This window comes from Paenibacillus melissococcoides (genome assembly GCA_944800085.1).
Taxonomy (GTDB): domain Bacteria; phylum Bacillota; class Bacilli; order Paenibacillales; family Paenibacillaceae; genus Paenibacillus_B; species Paenibacillus_B melissococcoides.
Genome location: CALYLO010000017.1, coordinates 24395 through 38757, shown reverse-complemented (window position 1 = coordinate 38757; position 14363 = coordinate 24395). Strand labels below are relative to the sequence as shown.

10 protein-coding genes are annotated in these 14363 nt (G+C 41.4%); 9 read left to right on the top strand and 1 reads right to left on the bottom strand.

What is annotated here, in order from left to right:
* The first annotated feature begins 904 nt into the window (after positions 1-904).
* The 4 genes from OCY70_RS33585 to OCY70_RS33570 are packed head-to-tail and all read left to right on the top strand — an operon-like array spanning position 905 to position 7587.
* On the top strand, positions 905-1744 hold the full coding sequence (locus OCY70_RS33585; protein WP_213427982.1) for a TnsA endonuclease N-terminal domain-containing protein: 840 nt from the start codon (positions 905-907) through the stop codon (positions 1742-1744).
* A 10-nt stretch (positions 1745-1754) separates the two neighbouring features.
* Positions 1755-3938, top strand: a complete 2184-nt coding sequence (locus OCY70_RS33580) for a Mu transposase C-terminal domain-containing protein (protein ID WP_213427981.1) — start codon at positions 1755-1757, stop codon at positions 3936-3938.
* Positions 3925-5625 carry an ATP-binding protein gene (locus tag OCY70_RS33575; protein ID WP_213427980.1) on the top strand — a complete coding sequence of 567 codons (1701 nt, stop codon included), beginning with the start codon at positions 3925-3927 and terminating at the stop codon, positions 5623-5625. The genes OCY70_RS33580 and OCY70_RS33575 overlap by 14 nt, the downstream gene beginning before the upstream one ends.
* Positions 5626-5640: 15 nt before the next feature.
* Positions 5641-7587, top strand: a complete 1947-nt coding sequence (locus OCY70_RS33570; RefSeq protein ID WP_213427979.1) for a TnsD family Tn7-like transposition protein — start codon at positions 5641-5643, stop codon at positions 7585-7587.
* Between the two features lie 36 nt (positions 7588-7623).
* Here OCY70_RS33570 and OCY70_RS33565 read toward each other — a convergent pair whose 3' ends face one another.
* Positions 7624-9105: an IS5 family transposase gene (locus OCY70_RS33565; RefSeq protein WP_261948926.1), complete on the bottom strand. Its 1482-nt coding sequence runs from the start codon at positions 9103-9105 to the stop codon at positions 7624-7626.
* A 127-nt stretch (positions 9106-9232) separates the two neighbouring features.
* Here OCY70_RS33565 and OCY70_RS36465 point away from each other — a divergent pair, with 127 nt between their 5' ends.
* The 5 genes from OCY70_RS36465 to OCY70_RS33550 all read left to right on the top strand — a co-directional run bounded on the left by OCY70_RS36465 (position 9233) and on the right by OCY70_RS33550 (position 13687).
* The gene (locus tag OCY70_RS36465) at positions 9233-9511 is read left to right on the top strand and encodes a TniQ family protein (RefSeq protein ID WP_213431527.1); all 279 of its coding nucleotides are present in this window, start codon (positions 9233-9235) and stop codon (positions 9509-9511) included.
* Complete coding sequence (locus tag OCY70_RS36460; protein WP_213431528.1) at positions 9508-9864, top strand: TniQ family protein; 357 nt, start codon at positions 9508-9510, stop codon at positions 9862-9864. Before OCY70_RS36465 ends, OCY70_RS36460 begins: the two co-directional genes overlap by 4 nt.
* Before the next feature lie 359 nt (positions 9865-10223).
* Positions 10224-11429 carry an IS4 family transposase gene (locus OCY70_RS33560; protein ID WP_261944829.1) on the top strand — a complete coding sequence of 402 codons (1206 nt, stop codon included), beginning with the start codon at positions 10224-10226 and terminating at the stop codon, positions 11427-11429.
* Positions 11430-11598: 169 nt separating this feature from the next.
* Positions 11599-12486, top strand: coding sequence for a TnsD family Tn7-like transposition protein (locus OCY70_RS33555; RefSeq protein ID WP_213430278.1), 888 nt, complete (start codon positions 11599-11601; stop codon positions 12484-12486).
* Positions 12487-12694: 208 nt separating this feature from the next.
* Positions 12695-13687, top strand: coding sequence for a 3'-5' exonuclease (locus OCY70_RS33550; RefSeq protein ID WP_213430279.1), 993 nt, complete (start codon positions 12695-12697; stop codon positions 13685-13687).
* Positions 13688-14363: the final 676 nt, after the last annotated feature.

Here is a 14363-nt window from a genome sequence, read left to right as displayed (position 1 = left end):
ATCTCCCTATAAGGCCCCATAACTGGGCTTTTACTCTTTCTTTTACTAAAGGAATCGTTCCAGTTGGACTGATCTGCATACTTCTTCGCGGTTCACCAGTGAATGCCCACCTGTCTGGCGATGTCGCTGATCGAGCACCCTTCTGCTTCACGTAAAAATCTGATATAGTGTTGTTGAGGCATTTTCAGCATCCTTCCAGTCTCCTTCGTCAAGTTCTCGGCAAACCTAACGATAGGAGGAATGTAAGGGGCTGACAAGTGCCCTTTTTGCATCTGACTTCAGCATTTTTACGCTGCAATTCTAGGCATTTTTAGTATGCAATAAACAGCTGCTGCAGTTACTCGTGCTGGCCCCCGATGTAGCCATTGCAGATCGGGTCCACCTATGTCTGCATCACTGTCTAAGACATTATTATTTAGTCATAAATTATATTTTCTCTGAACATAAAATTAATAATATACTTACTTTGAATAATAAGATCCTAAAACGGATATAAGATAAATAACACAGTTAGGAAGTATTAGTAGATAGATGTAGACATCTTCTAAAGTGTCAGTAAGTAACTTAGGGATTAAGTTCCAAGACGCTTACTACACTATTATGCATGTACCAGAAGATCGAAATCATATATTTCCTCAACAGTGAGATGACTGAAATGTTGACGTTTCACTTTAATTATCATTCCTCACACGATTTAATAATTAGTTACTTTCGTGCCTCAGAGACTCAAGGGGAAGAGGGAGTGTATAATGCGTAAAATAAGAACGTGAAATTTGCATATAATACAATATATTGATTGATTTACTATGTAGTGATACAGTATACAGTGAAAATTAAATACTCATCTTGAAGACACATACGATAGTCGATATGTGTCTTTTTTCGTTAAGAGAGGGGTGGTCTTATGAATGAGAAGTCTGTAAAAAAATTTCATTTCAACCGTCTGAAGGACGGTCGTGGTCAAGGAAGAGGGCAAGAATATAAACCGTTCATTCAAGCAAATGATAATAAAGTAGCTTCCGAAGGATGGTTAACAAGAACATTAGGGTGGAAATCTAATCGAATTCACCATACGTTGTCGAAGCATGAATATGAATACCTTCTTATTCAAGAATGGGCGGACAGTATTGTGGACATCAGGGAGCAGTATCCGTTGCTTCCTATTGATTTGACATTACAAATCGCTGAAAAGCTTAACATAAGACACCCGCAGCATAATGGAGAGAACGTAGTTATGTCTAGCGATTTCATGCTCACTTATGTAAACACTCAAGGGGATTATTCCGATGTTCCCAGAACAATTAAACCCATATCTAAACTAACGAAGAGAACACTAGAGTTGTTTGAGATTGAGAGGAGATATTATCAAGAGATGGGACAAGAGTGGCATTGGAAAGTGGTCTTCGATATCCACAAGCCAATTAACCTGATTAAAAACATTGATTGGTTGTATGACGCGAAGAGAATAGATAACCGACCGGGTATTGATTCAGAAGTCGTGGGGGTAGTCAGGGATCCACTTTTATCATTATTAACCGGTTATGGTTCCAAACACTCCATTAGTAAGACGTGTCTATTATGTGACATACAGTTGGGACTTGAAAAAGGGAGTTCGTTATTTATCGTGCAACACATGCTCGCTAACAAGATTTGGATTACAGATATGAATGAGTTGATTCGAGAGAGCAAACCGTTAATCATAAATAGAAATGAGGAACAACAACAGGCCAACAAATTAGCCTAGGAGAGATAATATGATCATAGAAAACAATATTATCCAGTTTCAACTCCGCGACGACGATAGTTTCGCTTATGAGCGGGTGCTATGGATATCACCGGATAGTACTCGACTTGTGTTAATAGGTATTAATAATAGTAAAAATATTTCAATTCCGGTCTTCCGTGATTACCATGAACTCATTACACTCATTGAAAACCATCATGTAAAGATCATCTCCATGGATCCAGACCTTCGGATAATGTCTCCTGATGAGTCCTATTTGTCCAAGTATGAAGTCAGTCGTAATAAAAAGTGGGAGGTAATCAAAGATCTTGTTACACAAGAGCCCGACATCTATATCTCCAAGCTACGTGGGAAGCTAATCAAAGAAACTGTTAATCAAACAGGTAAACCCAAAAAAATAATTTATGAGTGGCTCAAAAAATACTGGTTCTATGGAAAATCGATTAATGGATTACTTTGTAATTATGTCGATTGCGGGGTGCCTAGTGAATCCAGAAACATCTTACGTAAAACTGGTCCCAAAGCTGAGGATGGCAATACGTATTTCGTTACTAATAAGGATAAAGATATATTCGAGAAGGCAATTAGGAAATTTCATGTAAGTGAGGGGAAAAGTATAAAAGAGACCTACCGACATATGGTAGGAGAATTCTATCATGAGGGATACTATCGAAAGCATGGGGTCCTTGTTCCTATTGTGGAGGAGAAGAATTGTCCAACTGAACGGCAATTCCGATACTGGTATAACAATCAATATAACGTAAAACAAAAATATTCGGCCAAATACGGTAACAGAAAAGGAGAAATGGAAGCCCGGGCATTTATGGGTACACCTGAGGAACATCTTCAGGGGCCAGGTGCTTTATTCGAAGTCGACTCGACGCCAGCGGACATCATTTTAATGTCAGTCGATCACCAGACGGAGATCGGGCGTGCTCATGTTTATTTCGTCAAGGATGTTATGAGTCGAATGATTGCTGGCGTGCATGTATGTAAGAATCCTTCTTGGGAGGAACAGATGGTTGCACTAGAAAATGCAGCTACGGATAAAGTCGACTACTGTGCTAAATACGGCATAGAAATTACGGAAGACGAGTGGCCATGTCATCACCTGCCCAAATTTATAGTTGGTGATCGTGGGGAAATGAAAAGCCGCAACTCCAATAACTTGGTCAACCTGAATGTTAGGGTTGGGAACCCACCGTCTTATCGAGGTGATTTAAAACCCTTTGTAGAGCAACAGCATCGCCATTTTAACCTTAGAATTCGTGACTTGGTCAAAGGAGCGGTACGGAAAGAACATCGTAATCGAGGGGACAAGAACCCTGCCAATGATGCGGTATGCTCGATTGAGTTATTTACGAAACTGGTTATCCTCTATGTCCTTGAATTTAACAAAGGTGGACTGAGTGATTACTTCGTGGTTACTAAAGAGATGTATGAGGAGAAAGTAGCCTTAACGCCTATCTCCGTATGGAACTGGGGAATGAAACGAAACTTACTTCACGAGATGCCTCGGGATCTCATTCGTTACAATCTGCTGCCCAAGGGTGAGGGCTTGGTGACGCGGGCAGGCATCGTATTTGAAAAAATGTCTTATGTCAGTGAGCGTGGCTTGGAAGAGGGATGGTTTGAAAACGAACAAATCGATGGGAAGAAACATGTTGAAGTGCGCTACGATCCTCGAAACTGCAGCAGCATTTTCTTGATGGGGAGAGATGGATCGCTCTGGACGTGTTATTTACACAAGCGATTTCAAGATTATGAAGGACTTCATTTCGAAGACGTTAGAACGATTATTAAATATAAGAATAAACAGCTTAAGAAAGAAAAGAAGGAGCATGCTCAAATCAAATATGAGCTCGATGCTGTGGCTAAGGAAACAAACAAATCTGAAACCATTATTACTAGAGTTGCGCAAGAAGGTAAATCAAAAGCAGCTAGACATAAAAATAAGCGAATCGTTCGGAAAATGGAAAAACGATCACTTTCCAGTCGCAATGCTTGGACAACAGTGCGCCAGGAGAAGACGGAGAAGCGAAGTGGAATGAAACAAGTAGAAGTCGTTCTCTTTCCTACAACAGTGACAAAGAGTCTTTCAAATATTGAACCTACTTCTACGAAAATCAATTCTTTGCAAGCTTTCTTAATGACAAAAAATACCGAAAGGCGGCTAAATCGTGAGCGGAAGTAGTGAACGATATACAATTCTTAAAGGTTTTCAGATACCCGCGGAATATCAGGAACAGATCGTTCCAGAATATCAAGGTAATCCATTTATTGAAGCTATTTCACCTCGGTTGTCTAGAGGAGCGATATATCAAGCTCTCTATTCCATTCCTCGTTATAGTGGGGAAATATCGGGGCTGGATGATGAAACGAGATTGGAACTTATACAGCAAATTACGTTGCCTATAACCTCTCACTTTGACCGATACCGTAATCTGTACAACATGATCAAGATCGGGTACCAGTCTAGAAACCCTACACAGCCCATTTATCATCGGCAAATGGCTATCGGTCTTGATAGAATTCTAGTATCGGGTGTGAGGGAAGATGGAACCAATCTAGCAGGTAATATTCAAACCGCCCAACAGTGCGCAGAAATTGGATTAAGCGGAATGGGCAAATCCAAGACATATGATAAATTACTACAACTTTTTCCCCAAGTCATTCACCACTCAAAGTATAAGGAACAGCCCTTACCATGCAAACAGGTTGTCTGGTTAAAAATCGAATGTCCAAGTAATAAGTCTGTAGGAGCTTTATGTAGAAACTTCTACACCGCTGTAGATGATTTGCTAGGAACCACATATTATGAGGATCTGGCGGAAAAAGATGGACGAATTGAAGTATTGGCAAAAAGGATGGCAAAAGTAGCAGGTTTAATCAGTTTGGGGGTTCTTGTCATAGATGAGATCCAGCGAATTAATCGCGCTCAATCTGGTGGGGACAATAAAATGATTATTGATTTTATGACAGAGCTAACCAACTCCATCGGTATTCCCATAATCATGATTGGAACATTCAAAGCAATGTACTTATTCCGAACCTGTCTGGCTAATTGTAGGAGGGGGGTTCCGGATGGCTATGCGGAGAATATAATGGATCGAATGAAGGATGATTGGGAATGGGAACAATTCATTGAAAATTTATGGGATTTGCAATATACAAAGACTCCAACCAAGTTATCAAACGAATTGAAGGTAGCGATGTATTATCATACCATCGGGATCCCGGATTTTGCAGTAAAGTTGTTTATGCACGTTCAGTCCCACGCGATTTTGTATAGCGACGATGAAGTCATGACATTGGACATGATTGAGGAGGTATCAAATAAAACATTAAGACTGGTACAACCGATTTTTGAACGCATTCGAAAAGGGGAAGATGTCGATCCAGAGGAGTTCGAGGATCTGAAGCCGGATTGGATAGCATTCAATCGATACCTGCTTGAAGTTCAACATCGTGTTCAAGTAGATGGTCAAATGTCGGAGGAACACAGAAGGATTCTTCTTCAGCGTAACCGAAAGATACGGTTTGATCAAATGGTTAGTTTTGCTGTCCAAATGGGGTGCACACTAGCAAAGGCAGAGGAACATGCCCAACTGGTTGAAAGAGAGCAGCCAGATTGCGATGACAAAGAACTGCTTTTTCTTGAGGTTGCAAAACATGTATTAGGGGAAAAACAGCTCATTCCGATGAAGGAGTCAAATGGAAAATATAAAAACAGTAAACGAAACCGGACTCATAAGCTTTTGTTCGAGAAGGACGACATTCGAAAAATCGTACAACAGTCTTCTACCGTTGGAAAAACAATAGATGAAGCTCTACGAGAAGGTGGAATGGTAGCCAAGTTTGATGAATTCATTATTGTTTAGGAGGCATAGGGTGCCATGGGACATATTATAGCGTTGCCTCCTTTCCTTCCTGACGAAGACTATAGGAGTATCCTTTTCCGTTACCACTTGAGATCTCCTTATTCTTCTTATATCAAAAGCCGGAAGGAATTAATCGGACGAGCCATATCTAAACCCATTTTATACCCTCAACAACTAATGCGCTTAAAGATTCAGCTAGGGGTTTCAGATCAGTTCCTCATGAGCATAATACAAAACCATACGTTTTACCCATTATATCGTCCGTTCATGGATGAAGCAAAACATGCTAACTTTTTAGATTCCATGTTGGAAGTAACACCCTCACCGATGAATGTGAAATTACTAATGCAACGGCAGCGTCAAAACCTGATTCATTTCTATGCCCATTATTGCCCCTTATGCCTAGAAGAAGACTTTAAAATGTTCGGCGAATGTTATTTGCATCGTATGCACCAATTTTGTAATGTTAGCGTATGTCCGAAGCACGCAATTCCTCTTCTTACGCATTGCCAGGTGTGTGGTACCCCGTTTGGAACTGACACGGGAAGCTTATTCCTTCATGAACCTCGTTGTACTAACGGTCATCCTATCAGATCGCGGGGGGATGAAGTCAGGTTAGGAGCAGCCGTTGAGAACTATCTTGCCGATGTGTACAGTCTTATGAATGCTACGGAACTGAACTTGGATATTCTATACACCAAGCTAATTGCGGATATCGGCAGTAGGGAGTTCATTCATTTTAGAGGAGACTACATTTTCAAAAAGAGATTGCTTACGGAGTGTGTCGAACATTTTGGTGAGGACTATCTGAAAGCACTTGGAATTTCCATCGACACATTGTTCAATGAGAAGTATATGGTGGAATTCTTAAATAAACAACATTTGCGTAAGTGGATATCGATATATTTGTTACTAATGCGTTTCCTGTCTGGTTCAGTCAAAAGCTTTCTAAATAAGGAGAGTGCTAGTTATGCCATTCAAATTCCTTTTGGCAATGGACCTTGGATTTGTGTAAACAATATTTGTCCTTTCTATAGACAAAAGATCATTACCAGATGCAAACGAAAGGCTCATGAATGGATAACGGGAAATTTTACGTGTCCTCACTGTGGATTAATCTATACCCGGAAAGGTCACCCGAAGGAAGAAAATGAAGAACAATTCTCCATTGAAACTAGAGGACATCTATTTATTGAATTGGCGGCTCGCTATTACCAAGAGGGATTGAATATAAATGAAATATCCATAAAGTTGCTGTCTAATAAAACATCCGTACGTAAGTATTTAAGCCTTTATCGAAAAAAAATACGAAATGATTCACAGGAAATTGATATGGAACTGATCACTAAACAATTAGAGCTAGGTCCTAGACAGGCCGCTGCAACTATGAGGCCTAAATTAGAAACGTGTAAAGAAACAGTTTTGTGTGCCTTAAAGGTCCTTGGACCGAAGGCAACTCGATCAGAATTAAGGAGATATAATATTCACCGCTACGATTGGGTCATGAAATATGACCGAAATTGGATGGAAGCTCAATTACCACCACGTCGAAGTCTTCCCAAAGAATTAAAACGAGAATCTATGGATGATGACCTTTATGCTATGGTAGCTCAGGCGTTTGAAGAAGTTAATCGCAATCCGCCAAAGACTCGGATCTGCAAAGCAGAAATTTTTCGCAGACTGCCTTCCTACGTTCAGTCTAGGGTCTACAATTATTCTGATGCTCTACCTAAAACGATTCAGTATCTTGAGCAACATGTTGAGTCCATAGATCAGTGCCTTGTACGCAGACTCCCCCAAGTTGTTGCATGGTTTGAACATTCAAGGTACAGGAAGTGTTCATTAAAGTTAATTCAGAGCTATTTTCCAGCCTATCGAAAAGGCTCGGAAATCACTAAGAAGTGGGTAGAAGAACAAGTTCAAACGATGGTTAAGAGTCCGAGTAATAATAATTTTTATTGACTGGGGTTAATTAGGGCTTGCTGAACATATTGCCTTTTAGGCCCACAGAGGCTGACGGCACAGATTCAGCAGCAGTATGAAAATCGGCAAAAAGAGAACGCGCAGCTTGCGTTCGAGATTCATAACAAGCAGTTGCAGGGCAATGACCGTTTCGCTTGTCTCTCGAAGGCGTGCTCGAATACGCCCCAGTCCGTAGGAGCGTTTGCCTTCTCCGAATTTTCCTTCGATTGCGTTACGCATTGAAGCATCCTGTCTGGCCTGGTTCCGATCGGGTTCCGCTTCTTTCTTCGGACGCCCTAAGTTTGGACCACTCAAACGGATGCCGTGCTCCTTACAATAGCGAAGGTTCTCCCGATTTCGGTAGATTTGGTCGGCTAGAATGGCTTCCGGATAACACCCATATCGCTGGACGAACGACTCCACGGAAGCTTTCAGTGTCATGCTTTCGTTGAAGTTATCCCAGGACAGCTTCTCCATTCGAGCGTAACCGTCCACCAGACTGATCGCCAGCTTTGCTCCAAACTCGACGGGAGCATTCACTTTCCCGCGGACAATCGGCCGTACATGCGGTTGGGAAAGACTGACGATTCGATCTTCCACCGAGTGTGTCCGTTTGTCGTACATCTCTTGCTGTTGACGATACAGCTCGGAAATGACGAGCAATTGCCGATACTGCTGCGAACCCAGTTGATTCAAGCTGCTTTTCGCTGCCAGCATTTCGATGATGCGAAGATTACGCGAAACATAACGAAGCTGTTTGCCAACCGCTTTCCGGATGGCTTTGGCACCCGTTCGCCGTTTCTTGGCGATCTCGAGGTAGCGTTTGCGGGCGGTTTGACGATACGTTCTCGGTTTCTTGGCCTTCCCGACGAAAGGCTCGTGCAGAACATCGATGATCGCTTCGAGTTTTTCCCGCGCCTCGTTCAATAATTTCAAATCGGTCGGATACGAGATGTCGGCCGGTGCGCAGGTCGCGTCGAGCATCAAGGTGCCTTTGTTGCATGGTTTCTCTTTGCTTTTGCCGTCTTCATTAACGGATGTTCCATCAGAGCCATGGCCGCTGCCTGGAGGATCTTGAGGATCGCTCTTGTTTTGTTCCTGCTTCTTTCGCTCTGCGTCCTCTTCCAAAATCCAATCGTTGATTCGTTCAATGACATCCGCACCCAATCGCTTGCGGAAATGGGTCAACAGCGAGTGATGGAACGGAGGCTTATCTTGGAACGCCGGCAGCCCAAGGAAGTACTGGTAGTACGGATTTTCGGCGATCTGCTGGACCGTCTCTCGATCATCGAGCTGCATACGTTCCTGAATGTACAGCGCTCCCAAAGCCATACGAACAGACAAAGGGATCTGACCGCGCATTGATTTCTTGAACGACTTCGCGTAGAGTTCTTCTGCCCGCCACCACGGGATGATAGCGGCCAGTTGAACCCAACGGTTCTCCTTATTTAATTTACCGCCAAACGGCAAGTAGAAATCTTCGAACAACTGAAGCTGGCTTTCGGTTCTACGATACATGTCGGCTCACTCCACGTGCACGATTTTTTGCAAGAAATTCGCATTCTCCTTGCATTTTATTTCGAGTTAGAGTCCAGAAATCCTTGTAAAACCTTTGAAAAATGATTGTTCAGCAAGCCCTAATTAAATGATTCTGTTTCCGCCACCGTTTCCTGATGAGTTGTTATATAGCATATTGGCCAGATATCACGTATATTCTGGTAACGAAAGCTGTAAAAAAACGATGAGAGATCTTTTTGGCTCTGCGACTGTTTGCGCTGTTACGGATTTACCTTGTCATCTTCAGAAGCTATCTGATCGTATTCCAGGGAGGGCCATAGATGCAACTGAGTTGTTATGGAAACATACCTTTTTTGCCTACTATGCTCCTTTTATGAATAAAGAACGGTTAAAAGCGATCCTATGAAGTTGGGATTGCCGGCTAATGGAGTAAAGAATAATGAATCGTTGCAATATTGTACTGCGTGCATTCGGAGTGACCGTGATCAGTTCGGTACAGCTTATTGGCACAGGTCACACCAGCTTCCCGGCGTGAAGATATGTCACAAACATCACCTGTGGTTGAAAAGATCTATGGTCTGGTTCTCTCAGCGAAGGAATAAGCATGAATTCATTTCACTGGAGTCCATTATCGAGTTAAAGGAATACTCCGATTCGAGATTGCCATGTGAAGACAGAAACCAGATTTTCATTGCAGAGGAGTCTCATCGGATAATAAGTCTTGGAAATAAATTTAAGTATTCACATTATTTACAATAACTCTATTTAGCTCAGTTAAATAAGATGAATTTACTCTTCACAATGGGAGGACGAGCCTTTCGAGCAATCCTTCCTGCATTTGTTGAATACTGGGGCAAGGATCTATTGGTACAGGTGGGATGCCATGTTCACTTTAATAGCAACGATACATGGTTCCATAAACTATTGCGTAAGCAACGGCACGGTTTTCATCCATTAAGGCACTAGCATTGCACCAAACCTGACATGAAAATATATTTCTCATTAATGACTTTTTCTTCAATTTATTGATCGATTATATCTGGTAACTCATAAAAAAATCTCCTAATGTTGAAGGATAGGCATGTTACCCAATCCCTCACCAAAAGGAGAAATAGACCATGGGTAATATACCAGATCAGACCGTCATTTGTAAATGCCTAAATTTGATTCAGCTCTCGGACGACGAATTCCCAATCTTCAATTATCGACGAAAGTTTACACTCGTGAGAGCGATCAAACTACTCATTGATGCTCAATTGAATAAACGCACGGACCTCGAAGATATCTGCAACGCGTTGCGTGCGAACGAACAGCTGCAGCAGGCGATCCACTTGAAATCCATTAGCGCTTCCCAACTCGTACGTACACTCAGAGCGTTGCCTTTACCGGTGTTGCAGCAGCTATGGATTCAAGTGACACAACGTTTGCAACAACTTTATCCGAAGCAGGGTATCCCCGGCATCGGGAAACTGAGCATTGTCGATTCAACGGTACTTACACTCCCTGATGTCGCTGGAAAATGGGCCTACTGCTCGAAACACAGCAACGGGGTAAAGATCCACACCAAACTTGCTGTTTGCGACCCCGATACCGTCTATCCCGAAAACATTGTTTGTTCCACACGAGGCGTTGCTGACAGCGAAGTGGCTTTGGATCTGGTGATCGATAAAGATGCCATTCATGTTTTGGATCGCGGGTACATCACATATGGTCACTATAAGCAGTGGCTGGATGATAATCTACGCTTCGTGGCACGCATTAAGAAAAGCAACAAGACGGCGATCATCTGCGAGCACGAGATCGATGAAACGACGCCTGTGGTGCGTGATGCTGACGTGATCGTGAGCTACAAGGATGAAGAAGGCCATGTGATAGAAGCCCAGCTCCGGTTAGTGGAGTATACCGATGAGAAGAACCGCCAGTACCGTGTGCTTACGAATGTCTGGGATAAGTCCGCAGCCCAAATCTGCGAGACTTATCGGCGCCGCTGGATGATTGAATTATTCTTTAAATGGATGAAGCAACATATGAGCTTAGTCCATTTGTACAGTTTCCATCCAGAGGCAGTATGGAACCAGATTTTTTTAGCCTTCATCGCATATGGTTTAGTCATGTTGGTCCGGAAGGAGGCTGACACCACTCAAACGCTATGGTCATTTCTAAAGCTGCTTCGGGTCTATATGAATAAAACGTGGGATCAATTTTTGATGGCACTGCACCGCAAACCAACCAAGCACTCGAAGGGCAGGCGGAAGAAACGAAAGGGTGGTCGACCACGAAAACACCCAAAGCAATGTAAGACCGTTAAAGTGGTGATTAAATAGGTAATAATGGCATATTAACATTTGATGGTAACATGTTCCTATGGTTTAGGAGGAGATCGACTTTTGGCTTTGCTAGGAAAAAAGAAACTGTAAATATATATAAATAATGATTATTAGTTCCGTATCTGGAGTTTAAAGTCTTCTTCATGTCAGGTTCTATGCAACGCTAGTGCCATTAAGGCACATTCTTGTCCACGGCTTTTTAGGGTTGGACATCATTTCGAGTGTAAGTGGGATTACAAAGATTATTACTAGTAGCCCCTTTGGTAAATCGCCATGGGTTTGTTTAAATAAGGCTTCCAGCCACTACAATGAGGCAGTCGTATATTTACTTGAAATAACGCGTTGTTCTCGTACAGGAAATCCGGTGGGAACCTTCCATTGCGAATGCGGATTCGTTTACTCAAGAAGAGGTCCTGATACAACGTCTTCGGATAAGTACAGAATCGGAAGAATTAAAGCATTTGGGGAGCAATGGATCAATAAACTGAAAGAATTATCCAACAATCCATCTTTATCACTTCGAGAAATAGCTAGACAACTTGGTGTGGACCCGATGACTGTGAAAGTCCAACGTACCAAACTGAATAGTGATAGACCCAAAATTAATTCTATAAAGAAACAAAAAATCCTGAAACCTAAAGTTCATTTGACTACGAAGAGAACAAACGTAACTAGGAGCGCTAAAGAGAGGTTTGATTGGAACGCTCGCGATATTGAGATTGAAGGCAAAGTAAGAGAGATAGCACGAAGTCTATCAACCAACCCCAAAATAAGGATAACACGAACGGAAATTGGTAGACAGATACGGGCCATGACGTTACTCCAAACCAAACTGGACCGACTACCATGGACTAAAGCTACGTTGGAGATGAACACGGAGTCGATAACTCAATATCAACTACGCAGGGTTCAATTATCGACAGCTAAGTTAATCAAGACAAGACGGAATGTAAAGGTTTGGAGAGTGGCTAAAGTAGCAGGTTTAAGAAAAGAAGCCTATGATCAGCTAAAGCCTAGAATCATTGAAACAATTGCTAAACTGGTCTCCATATAATGGATTGTTAATAATCCAATATTAACGAAAGTATCCAAGGAGCTACACCGATAAGGAGGATTCTAGCTTTTAAAGGACAGTCACGCCTGTGTCTGAATACCATTCTTCGCGGAGGTACACGTTTCTCTACGGGCGCCGCATTATTCCTAGATCAGATTTTTGAACTAGTCTGTGCTTGTATATACAATACTCGAATATGGTGATACTAATGAGTCAATTAATACTTGCTATGGAACTATTTCAAGATGAACATCAGGTAAGAATGACGTTCTATTGCAATATACAAGACATTAAAGAAGGGTACATGTACATAAATTTGGGAAAACTTGATCCAATAAAAGCCATATGGACAGGGTTAGGGGTCGTATTATCCCGATTAGCCAAACAGTATCGTGATAGGGAACTTAGGTTGGCTTTTCCATCAGCTTATCTCCAACTTGACGGGGGGGAATTAAAGCATGAGGCAATGCGGGTTATGAATCTATTTAATAGTTGGGAGTTCATTTCTGATTCCGAATATCAAAAGTCTTTAAAGAATGTAAATTTAATAGGGATCAAAAGTGAGTATCCTATAAACTTCCTGAAAGGATATTCACTTTCTGAATACGAAGAACTGTTAGCTGCAGCTACTACAAACAAGGAGATATATTCGATAAATGCTGTATATTATAATGGAGCATCATTACCACCTTCGGGCGCTTGTTTAGATTTTGAGTCTACTTCCACTTACATTAAGTATGCTAGAGTTATCGAATTCGGAGCTTTGAAGTTTACTAATGGAGAGATAACTGATACCATTCAATCACTTATAAATCCGAAAATGAAAATACCCAAGGCAGTTCGTAATTTGACAGGAATTGCGCAATGTGAAGTAGATCGGGCACCGTATAGTTATGAAGCAATGAAAAAAATAGTACATTTCTTGGAAGATTGTGAATGCTTAGTAGGGCATAACATTCTATACGATTTTTCACTGTTAGATCTTTATTGCCAGCGTTTTAAGTTACCAAGATTAAATATTAAGCTGATTTGTACGAGACGGTTAGCTAAAGAAGCAAACCTTGTAGTAAAGGATTACAAACTAGAAACCTTACTACAATTGTATGGAATTACAAATGAGCGACCACACCGTGCATTACCAGACTCTAAAGCATCATTTCATTTGCTTAAAAAAATTTATGGTGAATCGTTTTTAATATAAGTTATTATTAAAGAGCCTACCTTCAACAAAGAAGCCTAGCTCTTTTTCTCTGTAGTTAATAAATTTCAAAGAACGAGACTTAGAAAATAAAGTTGCAGACTACGATGCCACCAGCCACGGTAGCATGTGTCGGTGGAGGAGCGGTCATCTGCAGATCCATTCATCGACCTGGATTGCTGCATTCAGCGCTTCGGCAACGTCAGTGATCGGATAGCTCTACGTAGTATATTCTTGTTTTCCTCACTTGTTACATGTTAGTCTACAATTTATTTTTTATGGGCTGAACACATGGCTTAATCCATCCCCAAATAGTACCGATACCAAATACATCCTTTATGGCATTCAAAGAGATGAGGCATTTCTAGCTTTTTTGAGAAGATGATCTTGCGATTTCAAAGAATCGGAATCCTTGTTAGATAAGGAATTTACATTAGGGATTTTATTGAAGGATTTACTCATACAAGGTAATGTAAAGGCGATATCAATTAATTTTTGATAATTAGACTGATACTGTACAGCTTTTATCATGGTAAAGTAAATTAAATACGTCTCCACAGTGCTTATAATATACCAATTTCATTTTAAATATCCCCTTCAATGTTGTCTGTGAGGGATACAAGGTGAATTTTATCCATTTGATAAAAAGGGTGAATACATGTATTAGACCATAGTTTAT

What these genes read in the sequence shown, in the direction of transcription:
- OCY70_RS33585 (WP_213427982.1), top strand. Translation starts at nt 905, where the DNA reads ATGAATGAGAAGTCTGTAAAAAAATTTCATTTCAACCGTCTGAAGGAC.
- OCY70_RS33580 (WP_213427981.1), top strand. Translation starts at nt 1,755, where the DNA reads ATGATCATAGAAAACAATATTATCCAGTTTCAACTCCGCGACGACGAT.
- OCY70_RS33570 (WP_213427979.1), top strand. Translation starts at nt 5,641, where the DNA reads ATGGGACATATTATAGCGTTGCCTCCTTTCCTTCCTGACGAAGACTAT.
- OCY70_RS33565 (WP_261948926.1), bottom strand. Translation starts at nt 9,105, where the DNA reads ATGTATCGTAGAACCGAAAGCCAGCTTCAGTTGTTCGAAGATTTCTAC.
- OCY70_RS36465 (WP_213431527.1), top strand. Translation starts at nt 9,233, where the DNA reads ATGATTCTGTTTCCGCCACCGTTTCCTGATGAGTTGTTATATAGCATA.
- OCY70_RS36460 (WP_213431528.1), top strand. Translation starts at nt 9,508, where the DNA reads ATGAAGTTGGGATTGCCGGCTAATGGAGTAAAGAATAATGAATCGTTG.
- OCY70_RS33560 (WP_261944829.1), top strand. Translation starts at nt 10,224, where the DNA reads ATGGGTAATATACCAGATCAGACCGTCATTTGTAAATGCCTAAATTTG.
- OCY70_RS33550 (WP_213430279.1), top strand. Translation starts at nt 12,695, where the DNA reads ATGAGTCAATTAATACTTGCTATGGAACTATTTCAAGATGAACATCAG.